At 72.0% G+C, this 23,714-nt stretch carries 15 protein-coding genes; 5 read left to right on the top strand and 10 right to left on the bottom strand.

Annotation, left to right across the window (positions count from 1 at the left end; all coding sequences use genetic code 11):
- Positions 1-5: 5 nt before the first annotated feature.
- The 10 genes from ACFYL4_RS16995 to gatB form a co-directional block, all read right to left on the bottom strand.
- Positions 6-1,622: a glycosyltransferase family A protein gene (locus tag ACFYL4_RS16995; protein WP_387519143.1), complete on the bottom strand. Its 1,617-nt coding sequence runs from the start codon at positions 1,620-1,622 to the stop codon at positions 6-8.
- On the bottom strand, positions 1,619-3,460 hold the full coding sequence (locus tag ACFYL4_RS16990) for a glycosyltransferase (protein ID WP_387519141.1): 1,842 nt from the start codon (positions 3,458-3,460) through the stop codon (positions 1,619-1,621). Before ACFYL4_RS16990 ends, ACFYL4_RS16995 begins: the two co-directional genes overlap by 4 nt.
- Complete coding sequence (locus tag ACFYL4_RS16985) at positions 3,457-5,307, bottom strand: glycosyltransferase (RefSeq protein WP_387519140.1); 1,851 nt, start codon at positions 5,305-5,307, stop codon at positions 3,457-3,459. Before ACFYL4_RS16985 ends, ACFYL4_RS16990 begins: the two co-directional genes overlap by 4 nt.
- Entirely contained in the window at positions 5,304-5,666 is a 363-nt protein-coding gene (locus ACFYL4_RS16980) for a hypothetical protein (RefSeq protein ID WP_357768537.1), read from the bottom strand. Before ACFYL4_RS16980 ends, ACFYL4_RS16985 begins: the two co-directional genes overlap by 4 nt.
- Before the next feature lie 346 nt (positions 5,667-6,012).
- Complete coding sequence (gene serA, locus ACFYL4_RS16975; protein ID WP_387519139.1) at positions 6,013-7,602, bottom strand: phosphoglycerate dehydrogenase; 1,590 nt, start codon at positions 7,600-7,602, stop codon at positions 6,013-6,015.
- 216 nt (positions 7,603-7,818) lie between these two features.
- Positions 7,819-8,814, bottom strand: a complete 996-nt coding sequence (ilvC, locus tag ACFYL4_RS16970) for a ketol-acid reductoisomerase (protein ID WP_357768533.1) — start codon at positions 8,812-8,814, stop codon at positions 7,819-7,821.
- 109 nt (positions 8,815-8,923) lie between these two features.
- Positions 8,924-9,448, bottom strand: coding sequence for an acetolactate synthase small subunit (gene ilvN / locus ACFYL4_RS16965; RefSeq protein WP_017547239.1), 525 nt, complete (start codon positions 9,446-9,448; stop codon positions 8,924-8,926).
- Positions 9,449-9,466: 18 nt separating this feature from the next.
- Complete coding sequence (locus ACFYL4_RS16960; protein ID WP_357768531.1) at positions 9,467-11,227, bottom strand: acetolactate synthase large subunit; 1,761 nt, start codon at positions 11,225-11,227, stop codon at positions 9,467-9,469.
- A gap of 520 nt (positions 11,228-11,747) precedes the next feature.
- On the bottom strand, positions 11,748-14,453 hold the full coding sequence (locus tag ACFYL4_RS16955) for a putative bifunctional diguanylate cyclase/phosphodiesterase (RefSeq protein WP_387519138.1): 2,706 nt from the start codon (positions 14,451-14,453) through the stop codon (positions 11,748-11,750).
- Between the two features lie 442 nt (positions 14,454-14,895).
- Positions 14,896-16,407 carry an Asp-tRNA(Asn)/Glu-tRNA(Gln) amidotransferase subunit GatB gene (gene gatB / locus ACFYL4_RS16950; RefSeq protein ID WP_387519137.1) on the bottom strand — a complete coding sequence of 504 codons (1,512 nt, stop codon included), beginning with the start codon at positions 16,405-16,407 and terminating at the stop codon, positions 14,896-14,898.
- Positions 16,408-16,651: 244 nt separating this feature from the next.
- On the opposite strand from gatB, the gene ACFYL4_RS16945 reads away from it, so the two are divergent.
- The 5 genes from ACFYL4_RS16945 to ACFYL4_RS16925 all read left to right on the top strand — a co-directional run bounded on the left by ACFYL4_RS16945 (position 16,652) and on the right by ACFYL4_RS16925 (position 23,669).
- A complete protein-coding gene (locus tag ACFYL4_RS16945) occupies positions 16,652-17,821 on the top strand; it encodes a thioester domain-containing protein (protein ID WP_357758750.1) in 1,170 nt (389 codons plus the stop codon).
- Between the two features lie 458 nt (positions 17,822-18,279).
- A complete protein-coding gene (locus ACFYL4_RS16940) occupies positions 18,280-19,479 on the top strand; it encodes a thioester domain-containing protein (protein ID WP_387519136.1) in 1,200 nt (399 codons plus the stop codon).
- A 366-nt stretch (positions 19,480-19,845) separates the two neighbouring features.
- Positions 19,846-21,075 carry a thioester domain-containing protein gene (locus ACFYL4_RS16935; RefSeq protein WP_357758744.1) on the top strand — a complete coding sequence of 410 codons (1,230 nt, stop codon included), beginning with the start codon at positions 19,846-19,848 and terminating at the stop codon, positions 21,073-21,075.
- A 267-nt stretch (positions 21,076-21,342) separates the two neighbouring features.
- The gene (locus ACFYL4_RS16930; RefSeq protein ID WP_387519135.1) at positions 21,343-22,521 is read left to right on the top strand and encodes a thioester domain-containing protein; all 1,179 of its coding nucleotides are present in this window, start codon (positions 21,343-21,345) and stop codon (positions 22,519-22,521) included.
- Between the two features lie 275 nt (positions 22,522-22,796).
- Positions 22,797-23,669 (top strand): nucleotidyltransferase domain-containing protein, encoded by an 873-nt coding sequence (locus ACFYL4_RS16925; protein WP_387519134.1) that lies wholly within the window; start codon positions 22,797-22,799, stop codon positions 23,667-23,669.
- Positions 23,670-23,714 lie beyond the last annotated feature (45 nt).

Below are 23,714 nucleotides of genomic sequence, written 5' to 3'. Positions count from 1 at the left end.
CGCCCTCAACCGATGAACCGGAACAGGAACCGGCCGGCACGGCTCCCCGTCAGCCAGGTGAAACGGCGTTCCAGCCGCTCGGACCGGGCCCGTTGCGCCTCCACCCGGGCCCGGGCCCGCGCGAGCCGCTCCCTCCAGTCCCCCGGCGGCTCCGCCACCCCCTTCACCGGGGGCGCCTGCGCCGGTTCCTCCGTCGCGGCCAGCACCGAGGCGCCGTCGATCCAGTGCACCCCGGCCACCCGGTCCACCACGTCGTCCAGGTCCTCCTCCACGGCCCCCAACCGCCGTGCGCGGGCGAAGGCCGCCGAGCGTTCGAACCGGGGGCCGCCCAGGTCGTCGTCGGGCCCCGTGGCGCGCACCAGGCCCGCCTGGGTCTGGTCGGCCACCCCGATCAGGTGGTCCAGGGCCCGCGGCGCCAGGGGCTGCCCGGGCGGGGTCCGCAGCACGAAGGGCACGTCCGGGTCCGGGTCGGGCGCGACGGCGGCCAGGACGACCCTCGGCTCGCACCGGTAGTGCTCGTGGAGGAGACGCAGGTCCAGCGCCGGATCGTCCAGCACGCGGTGCCGACCGGGGGCCACCCGGTCCCACTCGCCCACCAGCGTGATCCGGACGTCGGCCACGTCCCCGGCCAGGAGCGCGTCCACGGTCCGCGCCACCTCGTCGAAGCCCGACCCCCCGGCGTCGACCACCGCGTCGACGCGGGGCACCTCCCACTGGCGTCCGCGCTGGTCGCTCCGCTCGTCGACGAGCGGGAGCCGGGTGCCGACGAAGGGTCGGCGGAAGCGGTCCCCGTCCTCCCTGCGGGTCTCCATCTGCGGAAGCCCCAGGTGCCAGCTGCCGGCCTCCGGTTCGGGAACGAAGACCGCCCCGTTCTGGCCGAGCCGGTAGCCGAGGTGCGTGTCCTCCCCCAGGACGAGCGCGGACGCGGCCCCGCCCGACTCCTCGTAGAAGGCGCGGCGCACCGATCCGGTCCCCCCGATGAAGTAGCGGAATCCCCGGTGGCCGACCGCGCGCAGGCCGTCCGTGCGCTTGTAGGCGCGTTGAAGCCACGTCAACTCCTCCCCCGGACCGGCCACCAGGGCCTCCGGCTCGCCCCGGCGCACGGCGTCGAGGACCGCCGCCGGGAACAGGGTCCCCGGCGCGTCGTCGACGCAGCGCAGGTGGCCGGTGACCGCGAGGTAGTCGGCCAGGTGGTGCCAGCGCATCTGGGCTTCGACGTGCTCGCGGAAGGCGATCATGTCCGCGTCGAAGAACAGCAGCACGTCGGCGCCGGTGGCCGCGGCTCCGGTGGTCAGCGCGTGGCCCCGCGCCCACCCCCCGGGTGCGTTGGGCACGATCCGGGTGTGCTCGGGGCGGATCGGCGGCAACCGCAGCGCGGGTTCGCTGCCGTCGTCCACCACCACGACCTCCGTGAGCGCGGCCGGATAGCTCTGCGCGGCCATCGACGCCAGGGTCAGGTCGAGCCGGTCCTGCCCCCCGTACGCCGGGATGACCACGCACACCGACAGGGCGGGCTCCCACTCACCCAGCGGTGGCGGCTCCAGCACCGAGTAGTCGTTGCGGCGGACGAACGGACGGGGTCTCGACGGCGCGTCCGCCGGGCCGCCCTGTACAAGCGTCATCGGTCGCTCCCAGCTGTCGGAGAGTCGGGTGTGGTCTCGGGTACCGGGCCCGGCGCGTCCTCGGGGCGGGACTCCAGCAGTGCGCTGGGCCGCCAACCCCGCCACTGGCGCAGGGGTTCCCGCAGGAAGTAACCGGGGGCCTCGCTCCAGGTGTGACCGCCGCTCCTGCGGCGGACGACGCACCCCAGGCCATGGGTCCGGTAGGTCGAACCGCCGGCGTCGCGGACGTCGTCGAGGAGCCCGGCGTCCACGCTCGCCCGCCAGGGACGGAAGCCGCCCACCTCCTCCAGGGTCGTCCGGTCGGTCAGGATCGCGGCGCCGGTGACGTGCTGGGCGAAGCGTTCGGACGGGACCAGGCGCCGCACGGTCAGGCCCAGGTGTTCCAGGTGGTGGTACTCGGTCGCGCCGCCGACCAGTTCGGCCCCCGAATAGCGGCGGGCCAGCAGCAGGTCGGAGAGGTGGTCGGGGCCGTACCAGTCGTCGTCGTCCATCTTGGCGAGCAGGGTGCCGCTGGCCCGCTCGATCGCGCCGTTCAGCACCGAACCGAAGACCAGGTCGCCGGGTGGTTCCCACACCACGAGCGCACGCCCGCCCCGCCGGTACTCCGCGACCGCCGCCGCGACCCCCGGGGCGTCCGGACCGAACCCGTGCAGCGCCAGGACGACCTCCACCCGCACGCCCCGCTGACGGGCCACCTGGCGCAACGCGAAGCCCACCATCTCCGGCCTCCGCGTGCACAGCACCACCGACACCGAGGGCTCCGGCGCGACCACCGCACCACCCGCCCCCGCGCGGAGCCAGGCCCGCCCACCCGCACCGTGAACGCGCAGAGCCGCGCGACGCAACCGGACGCTGTGCTCCTCACGGATCAGTTCGTCGTCGAGTTCCTCCTCCAGAGACCACGCGAGCAGGTCGTGGAGCTCCTCCCCCAGGGGCCGCGCCCAGAGCGGAGGGCGGGCGCCCACGAGCGGTATCCCCGAGGCCGCCAGCGACGCCACGGCGCGCACCGCCGCCACCGGACCGCTGTGCCGACCCCACTCCACCCGCACCGCACGCAGATCCCGCAAGGCCGCGACATCCACGTCCGACACCGAACCGTCCTCCGGCACCCGCCACCACACCCGGCCACCAGCCACCAACACCCACCGGCCACCCCGCGAGACCAAACGACCCACACGAGACGACGACGTCCGCGTGAACCCCATCGGATTCACCACCCGCTCATCCACCACCGGAACGTCCTCCACCGACAGGCGCGAGACCCGCGCCGCCCGGGTCACCGCGCCCCGGCCGCCCAGACGCGCCCAGGTCGGGACGGTCACCGGCCGGTCACCGGCACCGGACGGGGCGTGCCCCGGGCCCCGGCGGCCGCCCACCAGTCCGCGCGCCACGGAGCTCAGGACCACCCACGCCTCGACCGGGTCGGAGAAGGAGAACTCCCACAGCCAGCCCCCGCCCGGCAGCCGACGCGTCCGCGCGTACAGCAGGTCGGACCACTCGCCCAGCCCGGGTGGGGCGACCAGCGGCGGGATCGGGCTCGGCGCGGTGGACCGGACCACGACCGCGAACCCGGTGGCCGAGGGCAACCGCTCCGCACGCGGCACGGCGGCGCGCAGGTCTCCCGAGGCGGCGGCGACGACCGCCAGGAGGTCGACCGGCCCCTTCCCCCTCCAGCCCGTACCGCCACCGGCACCGCCACGGCCCAGGTCCAGGACACGGACCCCGGGCTCGCGGGCCAGCGCTCCGGCCGTCTGCGCGCTCCCGGGACCCGTGTGTCCCACCAGCGCCGTCCGCGCCCCGTGCGCTCGCAGCGCACGGGTCAGCAGTGCCTCGATCACCGCGTGGTCTCCGAGGCGCGGACCCGCTCGTCCTCCGACTCGGCCAGGTCCGTCCACGTCCCGGCCAGGGCGGTGGGCGGCAGGTCCCTCGGGTCCGGCTCCAGGAGGGCGCTGGGCCGCCACCCCGGGAGCTGCCGTTCCCCGCACAGACGCAGGAAGTAGCCCGCGCCGACCCCCCAGGTGTGACCGCCCGCCTTGCGCCGCAGCACGTAGTTACAGCCGTGCCCTCGGTGGATACGGCCGCCCATCCGCTCGATCGCCGCCAGCAGGTGCGTGTCCTCGGAGGTGGACACGAGTGGGAACCCGCCCGCTTCCTCCAGGGTCCTGCGGTCGGTCATGAGGGTGCCGCCCGCGGCCCTGTGCCAGAGGGCCTCCGTCTTCCCGGCCAGGCGCACCGTGCGGTCGAGGGATTCCAGGTAGGCGAAGGAGACGATGCTCCCGACCAGGTCCGCGCCGGAGTAGCGGCGGGCCAGCAGCAGGTCGGAGAGGTGGTCGGGTCCGTACCAGTCGTCGTCGTCCATCTTGGCGAGCAGGGTGCCGCTGGCCCGCTCGATCGCGCCGTTCAGCACGGAGCCGAAGACGAGGTCGGGTCCGGCCTCCCACACCACGAGCGCACGCCCGCCCCGCCGGTACTCCGCGATCGCGTCCGCGACCCCGGGGGCGTCGGGGCCGAACCCGTGCAGCGCGAGCACCACCTGCGTCTCGACACGGCGCTGGCGGGCCACCTGGCGCAACGCGAAGCCCACCATCTCCGGCCTCCGCGTGCACAGCACCACCGACACCGAGGGCTCCGACGCGACCACCGCACCGCCCGCCTCGGCCAGGAGCCGGGCCCGCCCACCCGCACCGTGAACGCGCAGAGCCGCGCGCCGCAACCGGACGCTGTGCTCCTCACGTGCCTGCGGGTCCGCCAGCGACCGCTCCTCGACCTCGGCGAGGAGGGCCGACAACTCCCCACCCAGACACCCGGCCCATCCGGGGACCGGCCCGCTCACCAGCGGAATCCCGGAGGCGGCCAGTCCGACCACGGCGCGCACCGCCGCCACCGGGCCACTGTGCCGACCCCACTCCACCCGCACCGCACGCAGATCCCGCAGAGCCGCGACATCCACGTCCGACACCGAACCGTCCTCCGGCACCCGCCACCACACCCGGCCACCAGCCACCAACACCCACCGGCCACCCCGCGAGACCAAACGACCCACACGAGACGACGACGTCCGCGTGAACCCCATCGGATTCACCACCCGCTCATCCACCACCGGAACGTCCTCCACCGACAGCTCCCGCAGCGCGGGGCGCTCGGACAGCGCGCCGGGGCGGCCCAGCCCCTCCCAGGTGGGGGCCGGGACCGAGACGGCGTCAGCGGCCGCACGCGGCGGCTGGGCCGGTCCGCGCCGACCCCCCACCATGCCCTGGGCCACCGAGCGCAGGACCGTCCGCGCGTCGACCGGATCGGTGAAGGCGAAGGAGCACGTCCACCCCCGGTCCGGCAGACGGCCGACATGGAAGTCGAGCAGGCCCTGCCACTGCCCCAGACCGGGCGGTGAGGGGAAGGGCGGTCCGGTGTGCCGCGCCGTGGCCTCGACCACCACCCTGAACTCGGCCGCCGGGGGCAGCCCGTCGCTCAGGGGGACCGCCTCCCGAAGGTCGGCCGTGTTCGCCGCAAGCAGCACCACGCGCCCAACCGGGCCGTCGAACTCCCGGTCGCGCGTCTCGCGCAGGTCGACGGTCTCCACTCCGCTCCCGGCACCGGGACCCGGATCGGTCCCCGCGCCGACGTGGCACAGCAGCAGTCGCCCCGGACCGCGGCCCCTCAGTGCCTCCGCCAGGAGCCCCTCCCTCACAGCACCGCTCGGGTGTGCACGGTGGAACTCTTGATGACCTGGACCTCGGACAGCCGACCGCTCATCTCCGTGCGCAGCTCGGCCACCGATGCGGCCACCACGTCCATCCGGTCGGTCAGGTCGTCGGCGCGGCCGAACATCTCGGCCCGGTTCTCGCCCGCGATCTCCGCGACCTCGCGCACCTGGCGGTCGAGGCCCCGGCGCAGGTGTCTGATCTGGGCGGCGGTACGCCGCGTCTGGACGACGAGCAGGGCGACCAGTCCGGAGAGCCCCGCGAGGGCGGTGATCTGCACGGCCGACCACAGATCGACCCGCCCCGCGAGGAACAGAGATCCGAAGGTCCCGGTGACCACCGCCATCGAACCCAATGCCAAGAGAACACGTCGCTGCCGCAGAAAACGCAATTCGAACCCCATTCACACGGAACGCCGGATGGTCGGGAACCGACTCCTGAGGATGCAACGCCCGGTCGGTTCTGGAACAGAGTTCCACCACGTCAGCGGAGTCGAAAAACCACGCAGTCGCGTGTCTCTGGTTGTTTACCCACCCCTGACTCACACTTTAAAGGAGATCCCGGATCAGAGAATCGAATATCAAAGATCCATTTATGATAAATTCTCGACGCACAGAAAAGGGACCGCCCCGACCGGATGTCGAATTTTCGATATCCGGGCGGGGCGGTCCCGATGTGACCGGCTCGGGCCGTCAGTCCTCCAGGTCGATCTGGCGGGTGATGTCGGCGTCGATCTCGGCGGAGATCGAACCGAGGAGCTCGTCCGGCACCGCGGAGTCGACGGTCAGGGCGATCAGCGCCTTGCCGCCCTCCTGGTCCCGGATCACCTGCATGCCCGCGATGTTGACCGCGCCGTCACCGAGGAGCGCGCCGACCTTGCCGACGACACCCGGACGGTCCTCGTACGAGAGGAACACCATGTGCTCGTCGAGGCCGATCTCCATCGTGTAGTTGTTGATCTCCACCAGCTTCTCGGACTGGCGGGGGCCGGTCAGCGTGCCCGAGACCGACACCCGGGTTCCGTCGGCCAGGACACCGCGCACGGAGATGAGGTTGCGCCAGTCGCTGCTGTCGTCACTGGTGACCAGGTTGACCTCCACACCGCGCTCCTTCGCGAGCAGCGGCGCGTTCACGAAGGTCACGGTGTCCTCGACCACGTCGGTGAACACACCCTTGAGCGCGGCCAGCTCCAGGACCTTGACGTCGTGGGCGGCGATCTCGCCCCGCACCTCGACGTCGATCCGCGCGGCCAGCGCCCCCGCCAGCGAGGTGAACACCCGGCCGAGCTTCTCGGTGAGCGGAAGACCCGGCTTGATCTCCTCCGCGACCCCGGTGCCCTGCACGTTCACCGCGTCCGGGACGAACTCGCCGGACAGGGCCAGCTTGACCGAGCGGGCGACCTGCGTGCCCGCCTTCTCCTGCGCCTCGGCCGTGCTCGCTCCCAGGTGCGGGGCGACCACGACGTTCTCGAACTCGAACAGCGGACTGTCCGTGGTGGGCTCCTTGGCGAACACGTCGATGCCCGCCCCGGCCACCCTGCCGTCCTTGAGCGCCCGGTACAGGGCGTCCTCGTCGAGGATGCCGCCCCGAGCGGCGTTGATGATCCGGACCGAGGGCTTGACCCGGCCCAGCGCCTCGTCGCCGATGAGGCCGAGGGTGTCCTTGTTCTTGGGCAGGTGGATCGTGATGAAGTCGGAGCGCTCGAGCAACTCGTCCAGGGTCACCATCTCCACGCCGATCTGGGCGGCGCGGGCGGGCTGCACGAAGGGGTCGTAGGCGATGACGCGGGTACCGAACGCCAGCAGGCGCTGGGCCACCAGGGCGCCGATCCGACCCAGGCCGACCACACCGACGACCTTCTCGTAGAGCTCCACACCCGTGTACTTGGAACGCTTCCACTCGCCGTTGATGAGGGCGTTGTGAGCGGGGGCGGTGTTGCGGGCGCTGGCCAGCAGGAGGTTGATGGCCTGTTCGGCGGCGCTGATGATGTTGGAGGTCGGGGCGTTGACCACCAGGACACCGGCCTTGGTGGCGGCGTCGACGTCGACGTTGTCCAGGCCCACGCCCGCGCGGGCGACGACCTGGAGCCGGTTGGCCGCGGCGACGGCCTCGGCGTCGACCTGCGTGGCGCTGCGCACGATGAGGGCCTCGACGTCGGCGAGGGCGGGAAGCAGCTGGGACCGGTCGGCGCCGTCCACATGGCGTACTTCGAAGTCCTCCTCGAGTAGCGCGATTCCGGCGGGCGAGAGCTTTTCCGCGACGAGTACGACGGGTTTGGTCACAACTGTTCCTTTTCGGGTGGTGCGACCCGATCGCGCAGGTGGAGGCGCTGCCCAGATCGGGGGTGACGGCCGGTCCAAAGTCTACTAGCGGGGTAGGGAAGCCCGTCAGGCGGAGGGAGGGCCTCCGGCGAAAGAAGAGTCACCCTGCCCGCACACGCCACCGGGGCGGGGCCCACGCCCCGCCCCGGTGGAGGATTCGAGTGAAGAGCGCGGGTACTACGCCTTGAGCCAGCTCATCAGCGGACGCAGCTCGGCACCCACCTTCTCGATCTGCTCGTTCTGCTCGGCCTCGCGACGCTTGGAGAAGGTCGGCTGGCCGGCGTCGAACTCGTCCATGAGCTCCTTGGCGTACGTGCCGTCCTGGATCTCGCCCAGGATCTTGCGCATCTCCTCGCGGGTCTGCTCGGTGATCAGGCGCGGGCCGCGGGTGTAGCCGCCGTACTCGGCGTTGTCCGAGACCGACCAGTTCATCTTGGAGATGCCGCCCTCGTACATGAGGTCGACGATCAGCTTGAGCTCGTGCAGGCACTCGAAGTAGGCGATCTCCGGCTGGTAGCCCGCCTCGACGAGGGTGGCGAAACCGGCCTTGACCAGCTCCTCGGTACCGCCGCACAGCACGGCCTGCTCACCGAAGAGGTCGGTCTCGGTCTCCTCGGTGAAGGTGGTCCTGATGACGCCCGCGCGGGTGCCGCCGATGCCCTTGGCCCACGACAGCGCGAGGTCCCAGGCCTGCCCGCTGGCGTCCTTCTCGACCGCGACGAGGCAGGGCACGCCGCGCCCGGCCTCGTACTGGCGGCGGACCAGGTGGCCCGGGCCCTTGGGGGCGACCATGGCGACGTCGACGCCCTCGGGGGCCTGGACCAGGCCGTAACGGATGCTGAAACCGTGCCCGAAGAAGAGGGCGTTGCCGGGCTCCAGGTGGGGGGCGATCTCCTGGGCGTACAGGTCGCGGTGGATGTGGTCCGGGACGAGGATCATGATCACGTCGGCCTCGCGGGTGGCCTCGGCGGGGGTGAGGACCCGCAGGCCCTCCTCCTCGGCCTTGGCGCGGCTCTTGGAGCCCTCGGCCAGGCCGATCCGGACGTCCACGCCCGAGTCCCGCAGCGACAGCGCGTGCGCGTGGCCCTGGCTGCCGTAACCGATCACGGCGACCTTCTTGCTCTGGATGAGCGCGAGGTCCGCGGCGTCGTCGTAGTACATCTGTGCTGCCACTTGGGGTTACTCCTTGTTTCTCACGTTCTTGGGGGCGGGGCGGGCGTCCGGCCGTGTCCGGACAGCCTCTCAGTTCACGCGGTTCCCGGTGTCGTTTCCGGGCGACCGCTCAGGCGCTGCGGTCGACCGCCCTCAGGGAGCGGTCGGTGATCGAACGGGGTCCCCGCCCCAGGGCGACCAGCCCTGACTTCACGAGTTCCCGGATACCGAACGGTTCCAGGTTCCTGACCAGGGCATCGAGCTTCTCGGGGTCGCCGGTGGCCTCGATGACGACGACGTCCGGGCTGACGTCCACGACGTGCGCGCGGAACAGCTCGGCCGTCTGAAGCACATGGGTGCGGCTCGACGCGTCGGCCTTGACCTTGACCAGGAGCAGCTCGCGCTGCACCGACGCGGTGGTGTCCATCTCCACGATCTTGACGACGTTGACCAGCTTGTTGAGCTGTTTGGTCACCTGCTCCAGAGGGTGGAGGTCGCAGTTGACCGCGATCGTCATCCGGGACAGTCCGGTGTACTCAGTGGTGCTGACACTGAGTGAGTCGATGTTGAATCCACGACGGGAGAAGAGGGCGGAGGCCCGGGCCAGGATGCCCGGGGTGTCCTCGACCAGAACGGAAAGCGTGTGACGGCTCATGGTGGTTCGGCCCTACTCCTAGTCCTGGTGTTCCCAGTTGGGCGCCATGTCGCGCGCGTACTGGATGTTGTCGTTGCTGACGCCGGGGCCGACCATGGGCCAGACCATGGCGTCGTGGTTCACGGTGAAGTCGACGACCACGGGGCGGTCGTCGATCGACATCGCCTTCTCGATGGTCGCGTCGATGTCCTCCGGGCGCTCACAGCGCAGGCCGACGCAGCCGTAGGCCTCGGCCAGGCGGACGAAGTCCGGGATGCGGACCTTCTCGTCCAGCGGCGCGGTCTGGAGGTTGGTGTTGGAGTACCGGCCCTCGTAGAACAGGGTCTGCCACTGGCGGACCATGCCCAGGTTGCCGTTGTTGACCACGGCCACCTTGATCGGGATGCCCTCGATCGCGCAGGTCGCCAGTTCCTGGTTGGTCATCTGGAAACAGCCGTCGCCGTCCACCGACCAGACCACGCGGTCGGGGTCCCCGACCTTGGCGCCCAAGGCGGCGGGGACGGAGAAGCCCATGGTGCCGAGGCCGCCGGAGTTGACGAAGGAACCGGGACGCTCGTAGTCGATGAACTGCGCGGCCCACATCTGGTGCTGGCCCACACCCGCCACGTAGGTGGCCTCGGGGCCGACGACCTGGCCGAGGCGCTGGATGACCGCCTGCGGCGACAGGCTGCCGTCGGTGGGGGCGTCGAAACCCTTGGGGTAGGTGGTGCGCAGCTGCTTGAGCCGGTCCCACCAGGCCTCGTAGTCTCCCTGGCGGCCCTTCTCCTGGTCCGCGCGGACGGCGACGACCAGGTCGGCGAGGACCTCGCGGCAGTCACCGACGATGGGCACGTCGGCGTGGCGGTTCTTGGAGATCTCGGCCGGGTCGATGTCGGCGTGCACGATCTTCGCGTCGGGGGCGAAGCTGTCGAGTCGGCCGGTGACCCGGTCGTCGAAGCGGGCACCGAGCGCGATGATCAGGTCGGACTTTTGGAGCGCGCCGACGGCCGCGACGTCGCCGTGCATGCCGGGCATGCCCACGTACAGCGGGTGGCTGTCGGGGAAGACGCCCCGCGCCATCAGGGTGGTGACGACCGGGACTCCGGTGAGTTCCGCGAGCACGCGCAGTTCGGCGGCGGCCCCGGCGCGCAGCACCCCGCCGCCCACGTACAGGACCGGGCGCCGGGAGTCGGCGATCAGCCGGGCGGCCTCGCGGACCTGCTTGCCGTGGGGCTTGGTGACCGGGCGGTAGCCGGGCAGGTCCAGGCGCTCGGGCCAGACGAAGTCGGTGCTGTTCTGGAGGGCGTCCTTGGAGATGTCGACGAGCACCGGGCCCGGGCGGCCGCTGGAGGCGATGTGGAAGGCCTCGGCGACCGTGCGGGGGATGTCGCGGACGTCCTTGACCAGGAAGTTGTGCTTGGTGATCGGCATCGTGATGCCGCAGATGTCGGCTTCCTGGAAGGCGTCGGTGCCGATCATCGGGGAGGCGACCTGGCCGGTGATGGCGACCATCGGGACCGAGTCCATGTGCGCGTCCGCGAGCGGGGTGACCAGGTTGGTGGCGCCGGGCCCGCTGGTGGCCATACACACCCCGGGGCGCCCCGTGGCGTAGGCGTAGCCCTCGGCCGCGTGCCCGGCGCCCTGTTCGTGGCGCATCAGGATGTGGCGCACCTTCACCGAGTCGTAGAGCGGGTCGTACGCGGGGAGGATGGCGCCGCCGGGGATTCCGAAGACAGTGTCAACGCCGACGTGCTCCAGCGACCTGATCAGCGATTGGGCGCCGGTCATCTGCTCGGTCATCTCAAGATCCTTCAGCGAGGTTCCAGAGCGGTACTACGGCTCTGGGGGCGGTGGTTCCGGTTCTCGGCCCGGTGCGGCAATAAAAAAACCCCCACCGCCGGGTGGCGGTCGAGGGGTGGCGCGCAGCAGAGGAAACTCAGTGGGCTGCGCGCCGACCAAGTACGAGAATCAGGGAGTTGTTCTGCACGTTGACAACATTGGCCGAAGGACCGGTCGCACGTCAACCAGAACTGAAGTTTGTCTCATATTTCGAGACGGAAATGTCAGAATGCGGCCCACGCGTCGCCACCCACACCGCACTGACCTGCAAGGACATACACGAAGCCCCCGCCACGTGTAACGCAGAACACGCGACAGGGGCTCGATGGTCATCCCGTAAGCCGGACTTAACATCCCATCCCGGGCTATTCCACGAAGAGGTCCCGGAGTGCTCGGCACGAGCGGCCCGGCGCACCAGCGCGCCGAAACCCAGGGCCCTACGGCCTCATGAGCTTCTCCGATGATCCGAAAGCCCGACCGCTCACAGGTGGGCTCCGGCCTCCCCGCCCACGAGGGACTCCACCCCGCTCGCGGGCATGGGGCGGGCCACCAGGAACCCCTGGCCGTGGTCGCACCCCATCACCCGCAGCTGCTCCAACTGCTCCGGGCGCTCGATCCCCTCGGCCACCACCTGGACACCCAGGTCGCGGCCGAGCTGGATGATCGTGTGCGTGAGCAGGGTGACCGTGTCGTCGCGCCCCAGGTCCGCGATGAAGGACGGGTCGATCTTGATCGCGTCCACGCTCAGCTCGCGCAGGTGCGCCAGCGACGCGTACCCCATCCCGTAGTCGTCGATGGCCAGGCGCACCCCGAGCGCGCGCAGCTCGCCCAGGCGCGTCACCGCCTCGTCCCCGTCGTCGAGGAGGACCTCCTCGTCGACCTCCAGGGTCAGCACCTCGGCGGGCAGCCCCGTCTCGGCGAGCACGCCCGCGACCGTCTCCACGAACCTCGGTGAGAGCACCTGTTTCACGGACAGGTTCACCGACAGACCGATGTCCCAGTCGGAGACCCGCCACACGGCGACCTTCTCGCAGGCCTCACGCAGAATCCACTCCCCCAGCGGCACGATCAGGCCCGACTCCTCGGCCGCGCCCAGGAACTCGCCCGGTCCGACCGCCTCGCCGTCGCGGTCCCAGCGCACCAGCGCCTCGACGGCGTTCACCTGCGAGGTGCCCAGGTCCACGACCGGCTGGTACTCCAGGAAGAACTCGCTGTTGGCCAACGCCTGCCGCAGCCGGATCTGGAGCTCCAGCCGCGACACGACCATGTCGTGCATGTGCGCGGCGTAGACCTCCACGTTCCCCGCTCCGCGCTCCTTGGCGCGGGTCATCGCCACGTCGGCGTTGCGCAGCAGTTCGCCGCTGTCGGTGGCCGCGTCGGCGAAGGCGACCCCGATGCTGGCGGTCAGCACGATGTCGCGGTCCGCCACCTGGAAGGGCTCGGACGCGATCACCCGGCCGAGCCGCTCGGCGAGGTCGACCACCCGCTGGGCCTCGGGCACGTCCTCCACGAGGACCGCGAACTCGTCCCCGCCCCAGCGGGCGAGCGTGGCGTTGGTACCCAGCTCCCCGCGCAGGCGGCGGGCCGCCTGCCCCAGCATGTGGTCGCCGCGCACGTGCCCGGCGGAGTCGTTGACGGCCGTGAACCCGTCCAGGTCCAGGAAGATCACCGCGACGTCGACCGAGGGGTCCTCGCTCATCGCCCGGTGCGCCAGCACGTCGCTCGCACGCTCCTCCAGGTAGGCGCGGTTGGGCAGGCCCGTGACGCCGTCGTGGAAGGTCAGGTGCTCGACCTCGTCCTGGAGCGCGACCTGGGCACTGATGTCGCTGGTGGTCACCAGAAGACGGTCCGGCTCTCCCGGCTGCTCGTACAGGGAGATCGTCGAGGACGTGTGCCGCCAGGTGCCGTCCGCCGCGCGCACCCGCAGGCGCAGGTGGACGCCCTGGCTCGCGCGCTCGGTGAACAGTTCCTTGACGGCCTTGGTCCTCGCCAGGTCCTCGGGGTGGATGAGCGTGGTCACCGGGGCCGCCAGGACGTCGTCCAGCCGGTACCCGAACGCCTCGGCCGTGCCCGGGCTCATGTAGTAGACACCGCCGTCGCGGTCCAGGACGAGGATCACGTCGCCGCTGTTGCGGGCCAGCTCGTTGAAGTGGCCCTCGCGGTTGCGGACCATGCGGGCGAGCGTGGAGTTCTCCTCCAGCATCCCGACGACCCGCAGCAGCAGGACCAGCACCGCCGTGCCCGCGGCGAGCGGCAGCACCGGGGCGACGTCCGGCAGGCGCAGCGCGGCGACGGTGAGCACCACCGTGGCGGCGAACACCGACGCCACCGCGGCGATCTCCGGAGCGAACCGGTACAGGCCCCGGCCGGTGATCCTGCGGGGCGACGCGCCCGGCCGGTGCTCCACCAGCCAGGGAAGCGCGCCCAGCAGGGCGAAGCCGAGGAAGCGCACCGGCTGTTCGAGGCCGCCCGCCACCGGCGGACCGGTGAGGCGCGTCACCGCGCCGACCATGTCCGAGGCGGCGATGACCACCAGCGCGCCGATCGCGACCAGCACGGCGCGCCGGGTGCTGTGCGGCGACATGAACACCAGCGGAACCAACAGGCACAGCACCACGATGTCGGCGACCGGGTACACCAGGGCGAACCCGAGGAACCCGGCCCCCTCGCCCAGTTCCTCGTACAACGGCGAGAAGAGCAGAATCCACACCACCGAGAAGACGGCGGCGGCGCACACGTAGCTGTCGATGATGTGCCGGAGAGCCGTCCGCAGGCCGCCCGGCCAGGGCGCGAAGCGGGTGAATCCGATCACGAAGAGTGGCAGCGCGGCGAGCGCGAACAGGTCACCCAGGGTGAGCGAGAGGAAGGAGGCCCCGCTGAGGGAACGTGTGATGGCGTGGGTGATCCCGCCCGCGCACCAGGCCAACGCGGCCAGCCCGAGGAAGCGCAGTGCGGCGGGCCCGTCCGCCCCGTCCACGTGGGCCGCGCGGTCGGCTCCGGTCCGGGCCCAGCGCCGCGAGGCGTACAGCAGGGAGATTCCGGCCGCACCCGCCACCACGGCGGTGGGCCATTGACCCAGTGACGCGGTCAGGGTGGACTCGCCCGCCGGGACGAGGGTTCCCACCAGGTAGAGCACGAAGAGCGCGCCCAACCCGAACAGCCCCAGTCGGCGTTCCCTGGTTCCCATCACCGGCCTCCCAGCGGGTGCGCGGCGACCCGAACGGCTCCCGGCCGCGGTCGCGCCGTCTCCTCGAACATGGAGCACCCACCTCGTGATCACTCGCGTCAGGCGCGGCGCCGTGCCGCACCGGGGGTCGCCGCCCAGGGATGTCGCGGGACCGGGACGAACGGCCTCGGGGCGGGGCCGGCGGACCGGACTCACCCCGTGCGTGGACACCCTACGCAACCAAGGTCACACAGCGATTGAGGACCGGACGAGAGATGACGACAGAACGATCACCGTGGGTGAGCACCCCGGGGGTCCACCGCCCCGAAGGGGGAGCGGCGCCGCGCGGACCGAGGTCCCCGCGGCGCCGCTCCCGCACCTGGCAACGAACCGGCCCCGGCGTCGGTTCCGCCGGACCGGACCGGGCGGGGAGCGCTACCTCACACCCCGCCCGGGCACGTCATCAGCCGGTGAGCTTCTCCAGGATGAGCTCGCGGGCACGACCCGCGTCGGCCTGCCCCCTGGTGGCCTTCATGACGGCGCCGACCAGCGCGCCCGCGGCCGCCACCTTGCCGCCGCGCACCTTGTCGGCCGCGTCGGGGTTGTTCGCGATGGCCTCGTCGACGGCCGCGCCCAGGGCGCCGTCGTCGCTGACGACCTTCAGGCCGCGGGCCTCCACGACCGCGTCGGGCTCGCCCTCACCGGCGAGAACGCCCTCCACGACCTGGCGCGCCAGCTTGTTGGTGAGCGTGCCCTCGGCCACGAGGGCGATGACCCGGGCGACCTGTGCCGGGGTGATCGGCAGGGAGGCCAGCTCCACCTCCTGCTCGGTGGCGCGGCGGGACAGCTCGTTCAGCCACAGCTTGCGGGCCTCCGCCGAGGGGGCACCCGCCGTGACGGTCGCCTCGACCAGGCCGATGGCGTCGGCGTTGACCAGGTCGCGCAGCTCGGTGTCGGACAGCTCCCACTCGGCCTTGACCCGGGCGCGCTGGGCGGCGGGGAGCTCGGGCAGGGTCGCGCGCAGCTCCTCGATCCACTCCTGCGCCGGGGCGACCGGGACGAGGTCGGGGTCCGGGAAGTAGCGGTAGTCCTGCGCCTCCTCCTTGGAGCGGCCGGAGGTGCTGCGGCCCAGGTGCTCCTGGAAGTGGCGGGTCTCCTGCACGACCCGCTCCCCGGCGTCGAGGACACCGGCCTGGCGCTCGATCTCCGAGCGAACGGCCCGCTCGACCGAGCGCAGGGAGTTGACGTTCTTGGTCTCGCTGCGGGTGCCCCACTCGGCGGCGCCGCGCTCGTTGATGGAGACGTTCACGTCGCAGCGCATGGAGCCCTCCTCCATGCGCACGTCGGAGATGCCGAGGGAGCGGACCAGGTCGCGCAGTTCGGCCGCGTAGGCGCGGGCGACCAGCGGGGCGAGTTCGCCGGTGCCGGTGATCGGCCTGGTGACGATCTCCAGCAGCGGGATGCCCGCGCGGTTGTAGTCGACGTTGGAGTGGCTGGCGCCGTGGATACGACCGGTGGAGCCGCCCACGTGGGAGGACTTGCCGGTGTCCTCCTCCATGTGGACGCGCTCGATCTCCACACGGAACACGCGCGGACCCTCGGGGGTGTCCACGGTGACGTCGAGGTGCCCGTCCACGCAGATCGGCTCGTCGTACTGGGAGATCTGGTAGTTCTTCGGCATGTCCGGGTAGAAGTAGTTCTTCCGCGCGAACCGGCCCCACGGGGCGATGGAGCAGTTGAGCGCCAGTCCCAGACGGATCGCGCCCTCCACCGCCTTCTCGTTGACCACCGGCAGGGAGCCGGGGAAGGCGAGGCAGACCGGGCACACCTGGGTGTTGGGCTCGGCTCCGAACTCGGTGGGGCAGGGGCAGAACATCTTCGAGGCGGTACCCAGCTCGATGTGGGTCTCCAGGCCGAGCACGGGTTCGTACGTGTTCAGCGCCTGTTCAAAGCTGGGAGTCACCGCGTGGGCCATCGCCGCAAACCCGTTTCAGTAGAGGACATACCTTCCAGGTCAGCCTACCGAGGCTGAGAGGTCCGACGGTCCCGTCCCGTGTGAGGGACGGCCGACCGATGTCACGGCCAGCACACGATTGGGCCGCTGTAGAGACGATCTCCGTCAGTGACGGGTGCCGGACCGTTAGTCTTGATGGCCCAGGTACACGATTCGCCGGCGGGGTCTCGACCCCTCGCCGCCCTTCCCATGGGAGCGCCTGAGCATGTCCGGCATCCTGCTTCGGTGCGCCGCGCTGCTTTCCGCCTCCGCGCTGATCGGCACCCTGTCCGTCCCGCCCGCCTCGGCCGACGACTTCTCCCGCCTCGATCGGGACCCGGTCGCCGGGCTGCCCGTCGTGTTCACTGACGGCGACGAGACCGACACGGCTCTGTTCAGCCTGCGAGTGGCCGACGAGGACTCGGTGCGCGCCTACGCGCTGGTCGCGGACGAGGAGATGCGGCCGCGCACCGCCTACGTCGAGTCGGCGTGGGCGGAGCACCCGGAGTGGACCACCGTCGGAGCGGGAGGCCCGACCCCCGCCAGCCGGGCCAACTGGGTGGTGGGCCACTCGTACCCGAACGTGCCCCTACCGATCCTGGGAACCGCGTCGGGGGTGCTGTTCCTTGAGGAGCCGCACGCCATCGCGGCCACCCAGGCCGCCCTGTGGAACGTGCTGGGGGGTGAGGAACCGGACCCCGAGGCCAACCACCCGGACGTCCTCACCCTCTACACCCACCTGGTGGAGGGCAGCCTGTCGGCCGGGGACGGCACCACCTCCCGTTCGGTGGAGGTCTCCCCCGCCCAGGTGGAGGCGGTCTCCCCGGAGGAGCCACTCGGCCCGCTGACCCTCTCCAGCGCGGGAGAGGGCCCGATGCGGCTGTCCCTGCGCGGCGCCCCCGCGTCGTGGCTGGTCGACGCGGGCGGCCAGGAGGTCTCCCAGGCGCACGACGGCGACGAGGTGTTCCTCGACGTGGACCCCTCCGTCCCGGCCGGGGTCGTCACGCTGCACGTGCGCGGGAACGGGGTACCCCTGGAGGAGGGCCGTCTGTTCACCGGCCGCGAGGGGGCCCGGACCCAGCCGCTGATCACCGCGGAGCCGGGCTCCGCGACCAGCACCACCAGCGCGACGTTCACCTGGCGCGGAGAGGAGCCGGGGGAGCGGACCGAGACGCCCGAGCCCGAGGCGGCGGAGCCCGGGGTTCCGCCCGCCCGCGAGCTGCCCCCGTCGGAAGCCGAGGTTTCGGAGAGCCCGACCCCGACCACCCCCGAGGAGGAGCCGGGAACCGGTCTGGCCCTCACCGGCACCTGGGTGTCCGGTCTGTTGGTGATCGCCGGCGCGCTGGTCGTGTCCGGGCTGCTCATCCTGGTCCTGGGCCGTAAACGGCGCGACTGAGCGCCGTGGGCCCGCCTCCGTCTCCGCCGCCGTCGAGCGATGGAAGGGCGCGACCGTCCCCGCCCCGGCAGGAGGGTTCCCCAGCACCCGGGCCCCCGTCACCGGGGCCCCGACCCCCCGAGGGGGACCGGGTTCCGCGACGGCCACCGACCGAGCACCATTTCCGTGAAGCGGCTTGGAAGTGGCGGACCCGATCGCTAGTATCGGGCGGGCCGTCGGCCTTCCCACGGCGCACGCGGCACCCCCCGCGTCGACGAGCCCCGTCCGGCAGGACCGGACCCGGCCCCGAACAGTCATCGCGTCCCTGCCCCGACGCGGTGTGACGCCCACCGGACGCCCCCACCGGCCCCTCCCCATCGTCGAGGGCGCCCGTCCGCGGCGTCCGCGCCCCGCGCGCACGCCCCCAAGGACCTGGGCGCGATCCATCCGGTCACCCCTAGAAGACACCGGGACACAACTTGAGTAACCGCTCCCTCCCCCGCAACGCCCGGCGCGTCGGCCTCGCCGCCACAGCCGCGGCACTCCTCGCCCTCGGCCTGGCCGCCCCCGCGGCCGCCGACGAGGTGGAGACCTACGAAGGCTCCCTCGAAGGCAGGTACACCGGTGACGCCGAGAACGGCCCCACCGTCCGCATGGCCGGCGGCTCCGCCCCGGCCAGCCTCTTCAACCTGGAGCTGACCGACGGCAGCGTCCTCACCACGTACTGCATCGACTTCCGGACGAACATCGTCGGAGGCGCCGAGTACAAGGAGGACGACTGGGCCAACTACCCGGGCGAGGGCTCCTTCGCCCAGCCCGCCAAGGTCCTGTGGATTCTCAAGCACGGCTACCCCCGGGCCGAGGCCGCCGCACTCGGCGAGCTGGCCGGGGTCGAAGGCCTGAGCAACGGCGACGCGCTCGCCGGCACCCAGGCCGCCATCTGGCACTTCAGCAACGACATGGACCTCGGCGAGGGCAACTCCGAGGCCGTCGAGAAGGTCTACGCCTACCTCGTCGACAACGCCGAGGACACCGAGCGCGAGCCCGGCGCGGCGCTGAGCGTCACCCCGTCCACGGCCGAGGGCACCACCGGCCAGGTCGTCGGTGAGTTCCTCATCGAGACCAACGCGTCCGAGATCCCCGTCGACCTGACCGCCCCCGAGGGCGTCACGCTGGTCGACGTGGAGTCCGGCGAGGCCGTCACCACCGTCGACGACGGCGACAAGGTCGGTTTCGCGGTGCCCGCCGACGCCGAGGCGGGTGAGGCGTCCTTCAGCCTGGAGGCCACCTCCACCGTCGAGACCGGTCGCCTCTTCCAGGGCAAGGACCCGAAGAAGCCCACCCAGACGCTGATCACCGTGGACGGCGAGCCGACCAACGCCACCGCGTCGGCGTCGGCGACCTGGACCAAGGACACGCCCACGGTCCCGCCGACCGACGAGCCCAGCGAGACCCCCTCGCCGAGCCCCAGCCCGAGCCCCAGCCCCACTCCGGAGCCGAGCCCGACCCCCGAGCCGAAGCCGACCCCGCCCGCCGACGACAAGCCGACCCTTCCGGTGACCGGTGGCGCCCTCGCGGGCCTGGTCGCGGCCGGTGTGGCCGCGCTGGGCGCGGGCGGCGCCGCCCTCTACCTGAGCCGCAAGCGCAAGGCGGCCCACGGTGAGGGCACCGACGCCTGAGCGTCGACCCGCTGAGGCCGGTACTCCGGCCAGGCGGCACCGGCGTCCGTGAGGACGGCCGGAGCACCGCAGGGCCGGGAGAGAACCGACCGGGGCCCGTCCACGTGAGACATCACGGGGACGGGCCCTCCGTCTTTTTTGCCGTCGCCGCAGTTCAGGGCGACGGCGGCGAGAATTCCCCGGGTTCGGCTTGGAGGGACCCCGACAGATCGCTAATATCGGACAAGCACAAACCTCTACTTCTGTGCCTCCGGGCTCTCTCGCAGCCCGAAGCCGCTCCGGCCCCTCCCGGACGCCCCCTCTTCCTCCGTTCGCCGCCGCACGACCCCGGTCCGTGCGGCACGGCACCTCATGACAGGACACGACGTGAAGCACTCCCCCAACCTCCGGACCACCGGTCGCGCGGGTCTCGCGGTCTCCGCCGCGGCGCTGCTGACCTTCGGCCTGGCCGCCCCGGCCGCCGCGGAGCCCGTGGAGACCTACGAGGGCTCCGTGCGCGCCCAGTACGTGGGCAACCACCAGACCGGCGAGACCGTCACCATGAGTACCGGCACGATCGGCACCAACCTCTTCAGGCTCCGCCTGGAGGACGGCAGCGAGCTGATCACCTACTGCATCGACATCGAGACGAACATCCGCTCGAGCGCCTGGTACAAGGAGGACAGCTGGGCCAACTACCCGGGCGAGGGCGCCTTCGCCGAGCCCGGCAAGGTCCACTGGATTCTCCAGCACGGTTACCCGGAGAAGAGCGCCCAGGAGCTGGCCGAGGCCGCCGACGGCGCCAACGCCGCCCGCGTCACCGAGAAGGAGGCCCTGGCCGCCACCCAGGCCGCCATCTGGCACTTCAGCAACGGCGCCACCCTCACGCGCGGCAAGGGCAACGTCAAGGCGATCTACGACTACCTGGTCGACAACGCCGAGGAGCTCCCCCAGGAGCCCGCCCCGACCCTGAGCGTCACCCCGAACAGCGCCACCGGCCAGGCCGGTGAGACCGTCGGCGAGTTCGAGATCTCGACCAACGCCCAGAGCGTCCCGGTCGACCTGACCGTCCCCGACGGCGTCGAGCTGGTCGACATCGCCACCGGCCAGCCGGTCGGCGACACCCTCAGCGACGGCGACAAGGTGGGCTTCTCGGTGCCCGCCGACGCCGACGCCGGCGAGGCGTCCTTCAGCCTGGAGGCCAACGCCACCATCAAGCAGGGCCGTCTGTTCAAGGGCGAGGACCCCGAGAAGGCGACCCAGACCCTGATCACCGCCGAGGACAGCGACGTCACCGTCAACGCCGAGGCCTCCGTCGAGTGGAGCGAGGCCGACACGCCCGCTCCGACGCCCGAGCCGTCCGAGACCCCCTCGCCGAGCCCGAGCCCGACCCCGGAGCCGACCGACGAGCCGTCGCCGAAGCCGAGCCCGTCCGAGAAGCCCAGCGAGGACGACAAGCCCGCCCCCGGCAAGGACGACGAGCCCAAGCTGCCCGTCACCGGTGGCGCGCTGCTCGGCCTCGTGGCCGCCGGTGTGGCCGCCCTGGGCGCCGGTGGTGGCGCCCTGTACCTGAGCCGTAAGCGTCGCAGCGGCAACGGTGCCGACGTGGAGGCCTAACCCCTCAGGGTGTCCCGCTTCCCGGGGCCCGCTCCGCGCACCACGCGCGGGGCGGGCCCCTCGTCGTGTTCCACCTGACACGCGCGTCGGGCCCGAAGGTTCACACGCGCTCCCACATGGCTGATACCGGCCATGGCCCGACGGTTCCGTTGTGCGGCGCGCACGCTCCGTGAAAGCCTCGGACGACGGACGCACCGCCCCCGCCCTCCTTCACCACCTGAACCGCACCGTTCCCCACGCCACCGGGGGACCCCCTCAGGAAGAGAAGTGACGCACGTGTCCCTGCGCCTCCCCCCGCTCCTCGCCGCCGCGACCTCGGTACTCCTGGTGTCCGGACTCGCGGCCCCGGCGGCGGCCGACCCCGCCCCCTACCAGGGGTCGGTGCGCGGCCAGTACACGGGCGTCGCCGAGCACGGCCACGCGGTCACCATGCGGGGGGAACCGTTCACCACCACCGCCACCTTCAACGTGCGTCTGGGCGAGGGCGACACCGGCGGCGACCAGACCCTCACCGCGTACTGCATCGACTTCCGCACCGGGCTCGTCGAGGACGCCCCCTACCGCGAGGACCAGTGGGAGAACTACCCGGGCCAGGGCGACTTCGCCGAACCCGGCCGGGTGAACTGGATCTTGCGCAACTCCTACCCGGTGGTCGACGTCACCGAGTTGGAGGAACGGGCCGGGATGGCCCGCCTCACCGAGTCCGAGGCCCTCACCGCCACCCAGGCGGCCATCTGGCACTTCAGCAACGCCCTCGACCTGGAGCGCGTGGAGCCGAACCCCGAGCTCGACGTCAACGTCAACGCGGGCAACGTGACCCACCTGTACGACCACCTGGTCGACAACGCCGACGTCCTGGCCAACGAACCGACGTCCGCGCTCACCCTCACCCCCGGACGCGACTCCGGGCTCGCCGGTGAGGAGATCGGCGCGTTCACCGTGGAGACCAGCGCCGCCGCCATCCCCGTCCGCCTGGAGGCCCCCGACGGCGTGGAACTGGTCGACGCCGAGAGCGGGGAGGTCCTCGACGAGGTCGCCAGCGGCGACACCGTGGCCGTCTCCGTCCCGTCCGACGCACCGGCCGGCGAGGCCGTCCTGGTCCTGGAGACGACGGCGTCCGTGGAGATCGGCCGCCTCTTCAAGGGCGAGGACCCCGACGAGCCCACCCAGACCCTCATCACCGCACAGGACAGCGACATCGTCGTCTCGGAGACGGCCGCAGTGGCCTGGGACGCGGCGGGCGGCACACCGCCGCCGCTGGACCCGGAGCCCAGACCCACGGCGGACCGGGCCGCAGCCGCACCCGCCCGGGAGGGGCTGGCGCTCACCGGCGGAGCGGTGGCCGCGCTCGTCACCGCCGCACTCGTGGCCCTCGCCGGAGGGGGCGCGGCCCTGTACCTGGCCCGCAGGCGCCGGGCGCACACGCACACCACCGGCACGGAGTAGGCGCGTGGTGCCGTTGAGCCAGCGGCCGGTGACCGGTACTCGGGACCGCGCGAAGCCGCGAACACCCGGATGCGGGGGCGCACCGCGTTCGTTCGCGGTCCCCGCCCGCCGCGTCTTACCCCACGCCTAGACTGGTCACCATGTGTGGCATCTCCGTGACCAGGTTCCGTCTCTCCTAGAGGCGGCGGCACCTCATGATCGTGCCCGTCGCCCGAACACCTCACCCGGGCGGCTCCTCAGTGCTGCCCGGAACACCCCGAGACGACGGAGTTTCCGTGAACACGCACCGCACCCTGTCCGCCGCTCCGCCCACGCCCGTCGCCGCCCCTCCCACCGTCCTGGCACGACGTGTCGCGCGCCTACGGGAGGTCGCCGAGGCCGACCCCCGCGTGGAGGCGGTCCTGCTCTACGGGTCCTGGTCCACGGGGGAGGCCGACGCCCTCTCCGACCTCGACGCCTACGTGTACGTCACTGACGACCGGGACGGCCCCGACCTCCTCGGCATCCTCGACGGCCGGGAGTTCGTCTCCCGCGTCGCGCCGGTGCGGATCGCCCACACCAACCTCTTCGGCATCCTGGCCGTGGTCTTCGACGACCTCATGCGCGGCGAGTTCCACTTCGAGCCCGCCGGGACCGCCATCGCGGAGATCGCCTCCTGGAAGGGCATGATCCACTTTCCGGACCCGGAGGCCGCGGTACTGGTGGACCGCACCGGACGGCTCACCGAGGCCGTGCGTCCGCTCCGGGAGTTCGTCGCGCCCGACCCGGTTCCCACCGCCGAGCGGCTCGTCGGCGAACTCGCCAACTGGACGCTCATGGCCGCGCACGTGCTGGCCCGCGGCGAGACCGCCCGGGCGCACGCGGCCCTGGCCACGATGGTCTCCCCTCCCCAACTCCAGCTGGTGCGGCTGTTGCGCGGCTCCACCGCGCACTGGCTCACCCCCAGCCGGGCGCTGGAGGCCGACCTGACCGCCGACGACGTGGCCCGGCACAACGGGACCACCGGTCGCGCCGAACCGGAGGAGGTCCGTGCCGCGCTGAGGAACAGCTGGGCGTGGAGCCGCGAACTGTGCGGGGAGGCGGCCGCGCGCTGGGGGGTCGGCGTTCCCGAGGACCTCCACGACGACGTCGCGCAACTGATCGGATAGCCCGACGCGCACGAACGCCCTCCGGCTGGGCCGGAGGGCGTTCGT

The organism is Nocardiopsis sp. NPDC006938 (assembly GCF_042869555.1).
Lineage (GTDB): Bacteria > Actinomycetota > Actinomycetes > Streptosporangiales > Streptosporangiaceae > Nocardiopsis.
Note: the sequence above shows the minus strand (reverse complement) of the source record. Positions and strands in the feature narration are given on the sequence as shown.

Bases quoted from the DNA above. Each gene is read 5' to 3' on its own strand.
- ACFYL4_RS16995 (WP_387519143.1), bottom strand. From the start codon at position 1,622: ATGACGCTTGTACAGGGCGGCCCGGCGGACGCGCCGTCGAGACCCCGT.
- ACFYL4_RS16980 (WP_357768537.1), bottom strand. From the start codon at position 5,666: ATGGCGGTGGTCACCGGGACCTTCGGATCTCTGTTCCTCGCGGGGCGG.
- ilvN (WP_017547239.1), bottom strand. From the start codon at position 9,448: ATGAGCCGTCACACGCTTTCCGTTCTGGTCGAGGACACCCCGGGCATC.
- ACFYL4_RS16960 (WP_357768531.1), bottom strand. From the start codon at position 11,227: ATGACCGAGCAGATGACCGGCGCCCAATCGCTGATCAGGTCGCTGGAG.
- ACFYL4_RS16955 (WP_387519138.1), bottom strand. From the start codon at position 14,453: ATGGGAACCAGGGAACGCCGACTGGGGCTGTTCGGGTTGGGCGCGCTC.
- gatB (WP_387519137.1), bottom strand. From the start codon at position 16,407: ATGGCCCACGCGGTGACTCCCAGCTTTGAACAGGCGCTGAACACGTAC.
- ACFYL4_RS16945 (WP_357758750.1), top strand. From the start codon at position 16,652: ATGTCCGGCATCCTGCTTCGGTGCGCCGCGCTGCTTTCCGCCTCCGCG.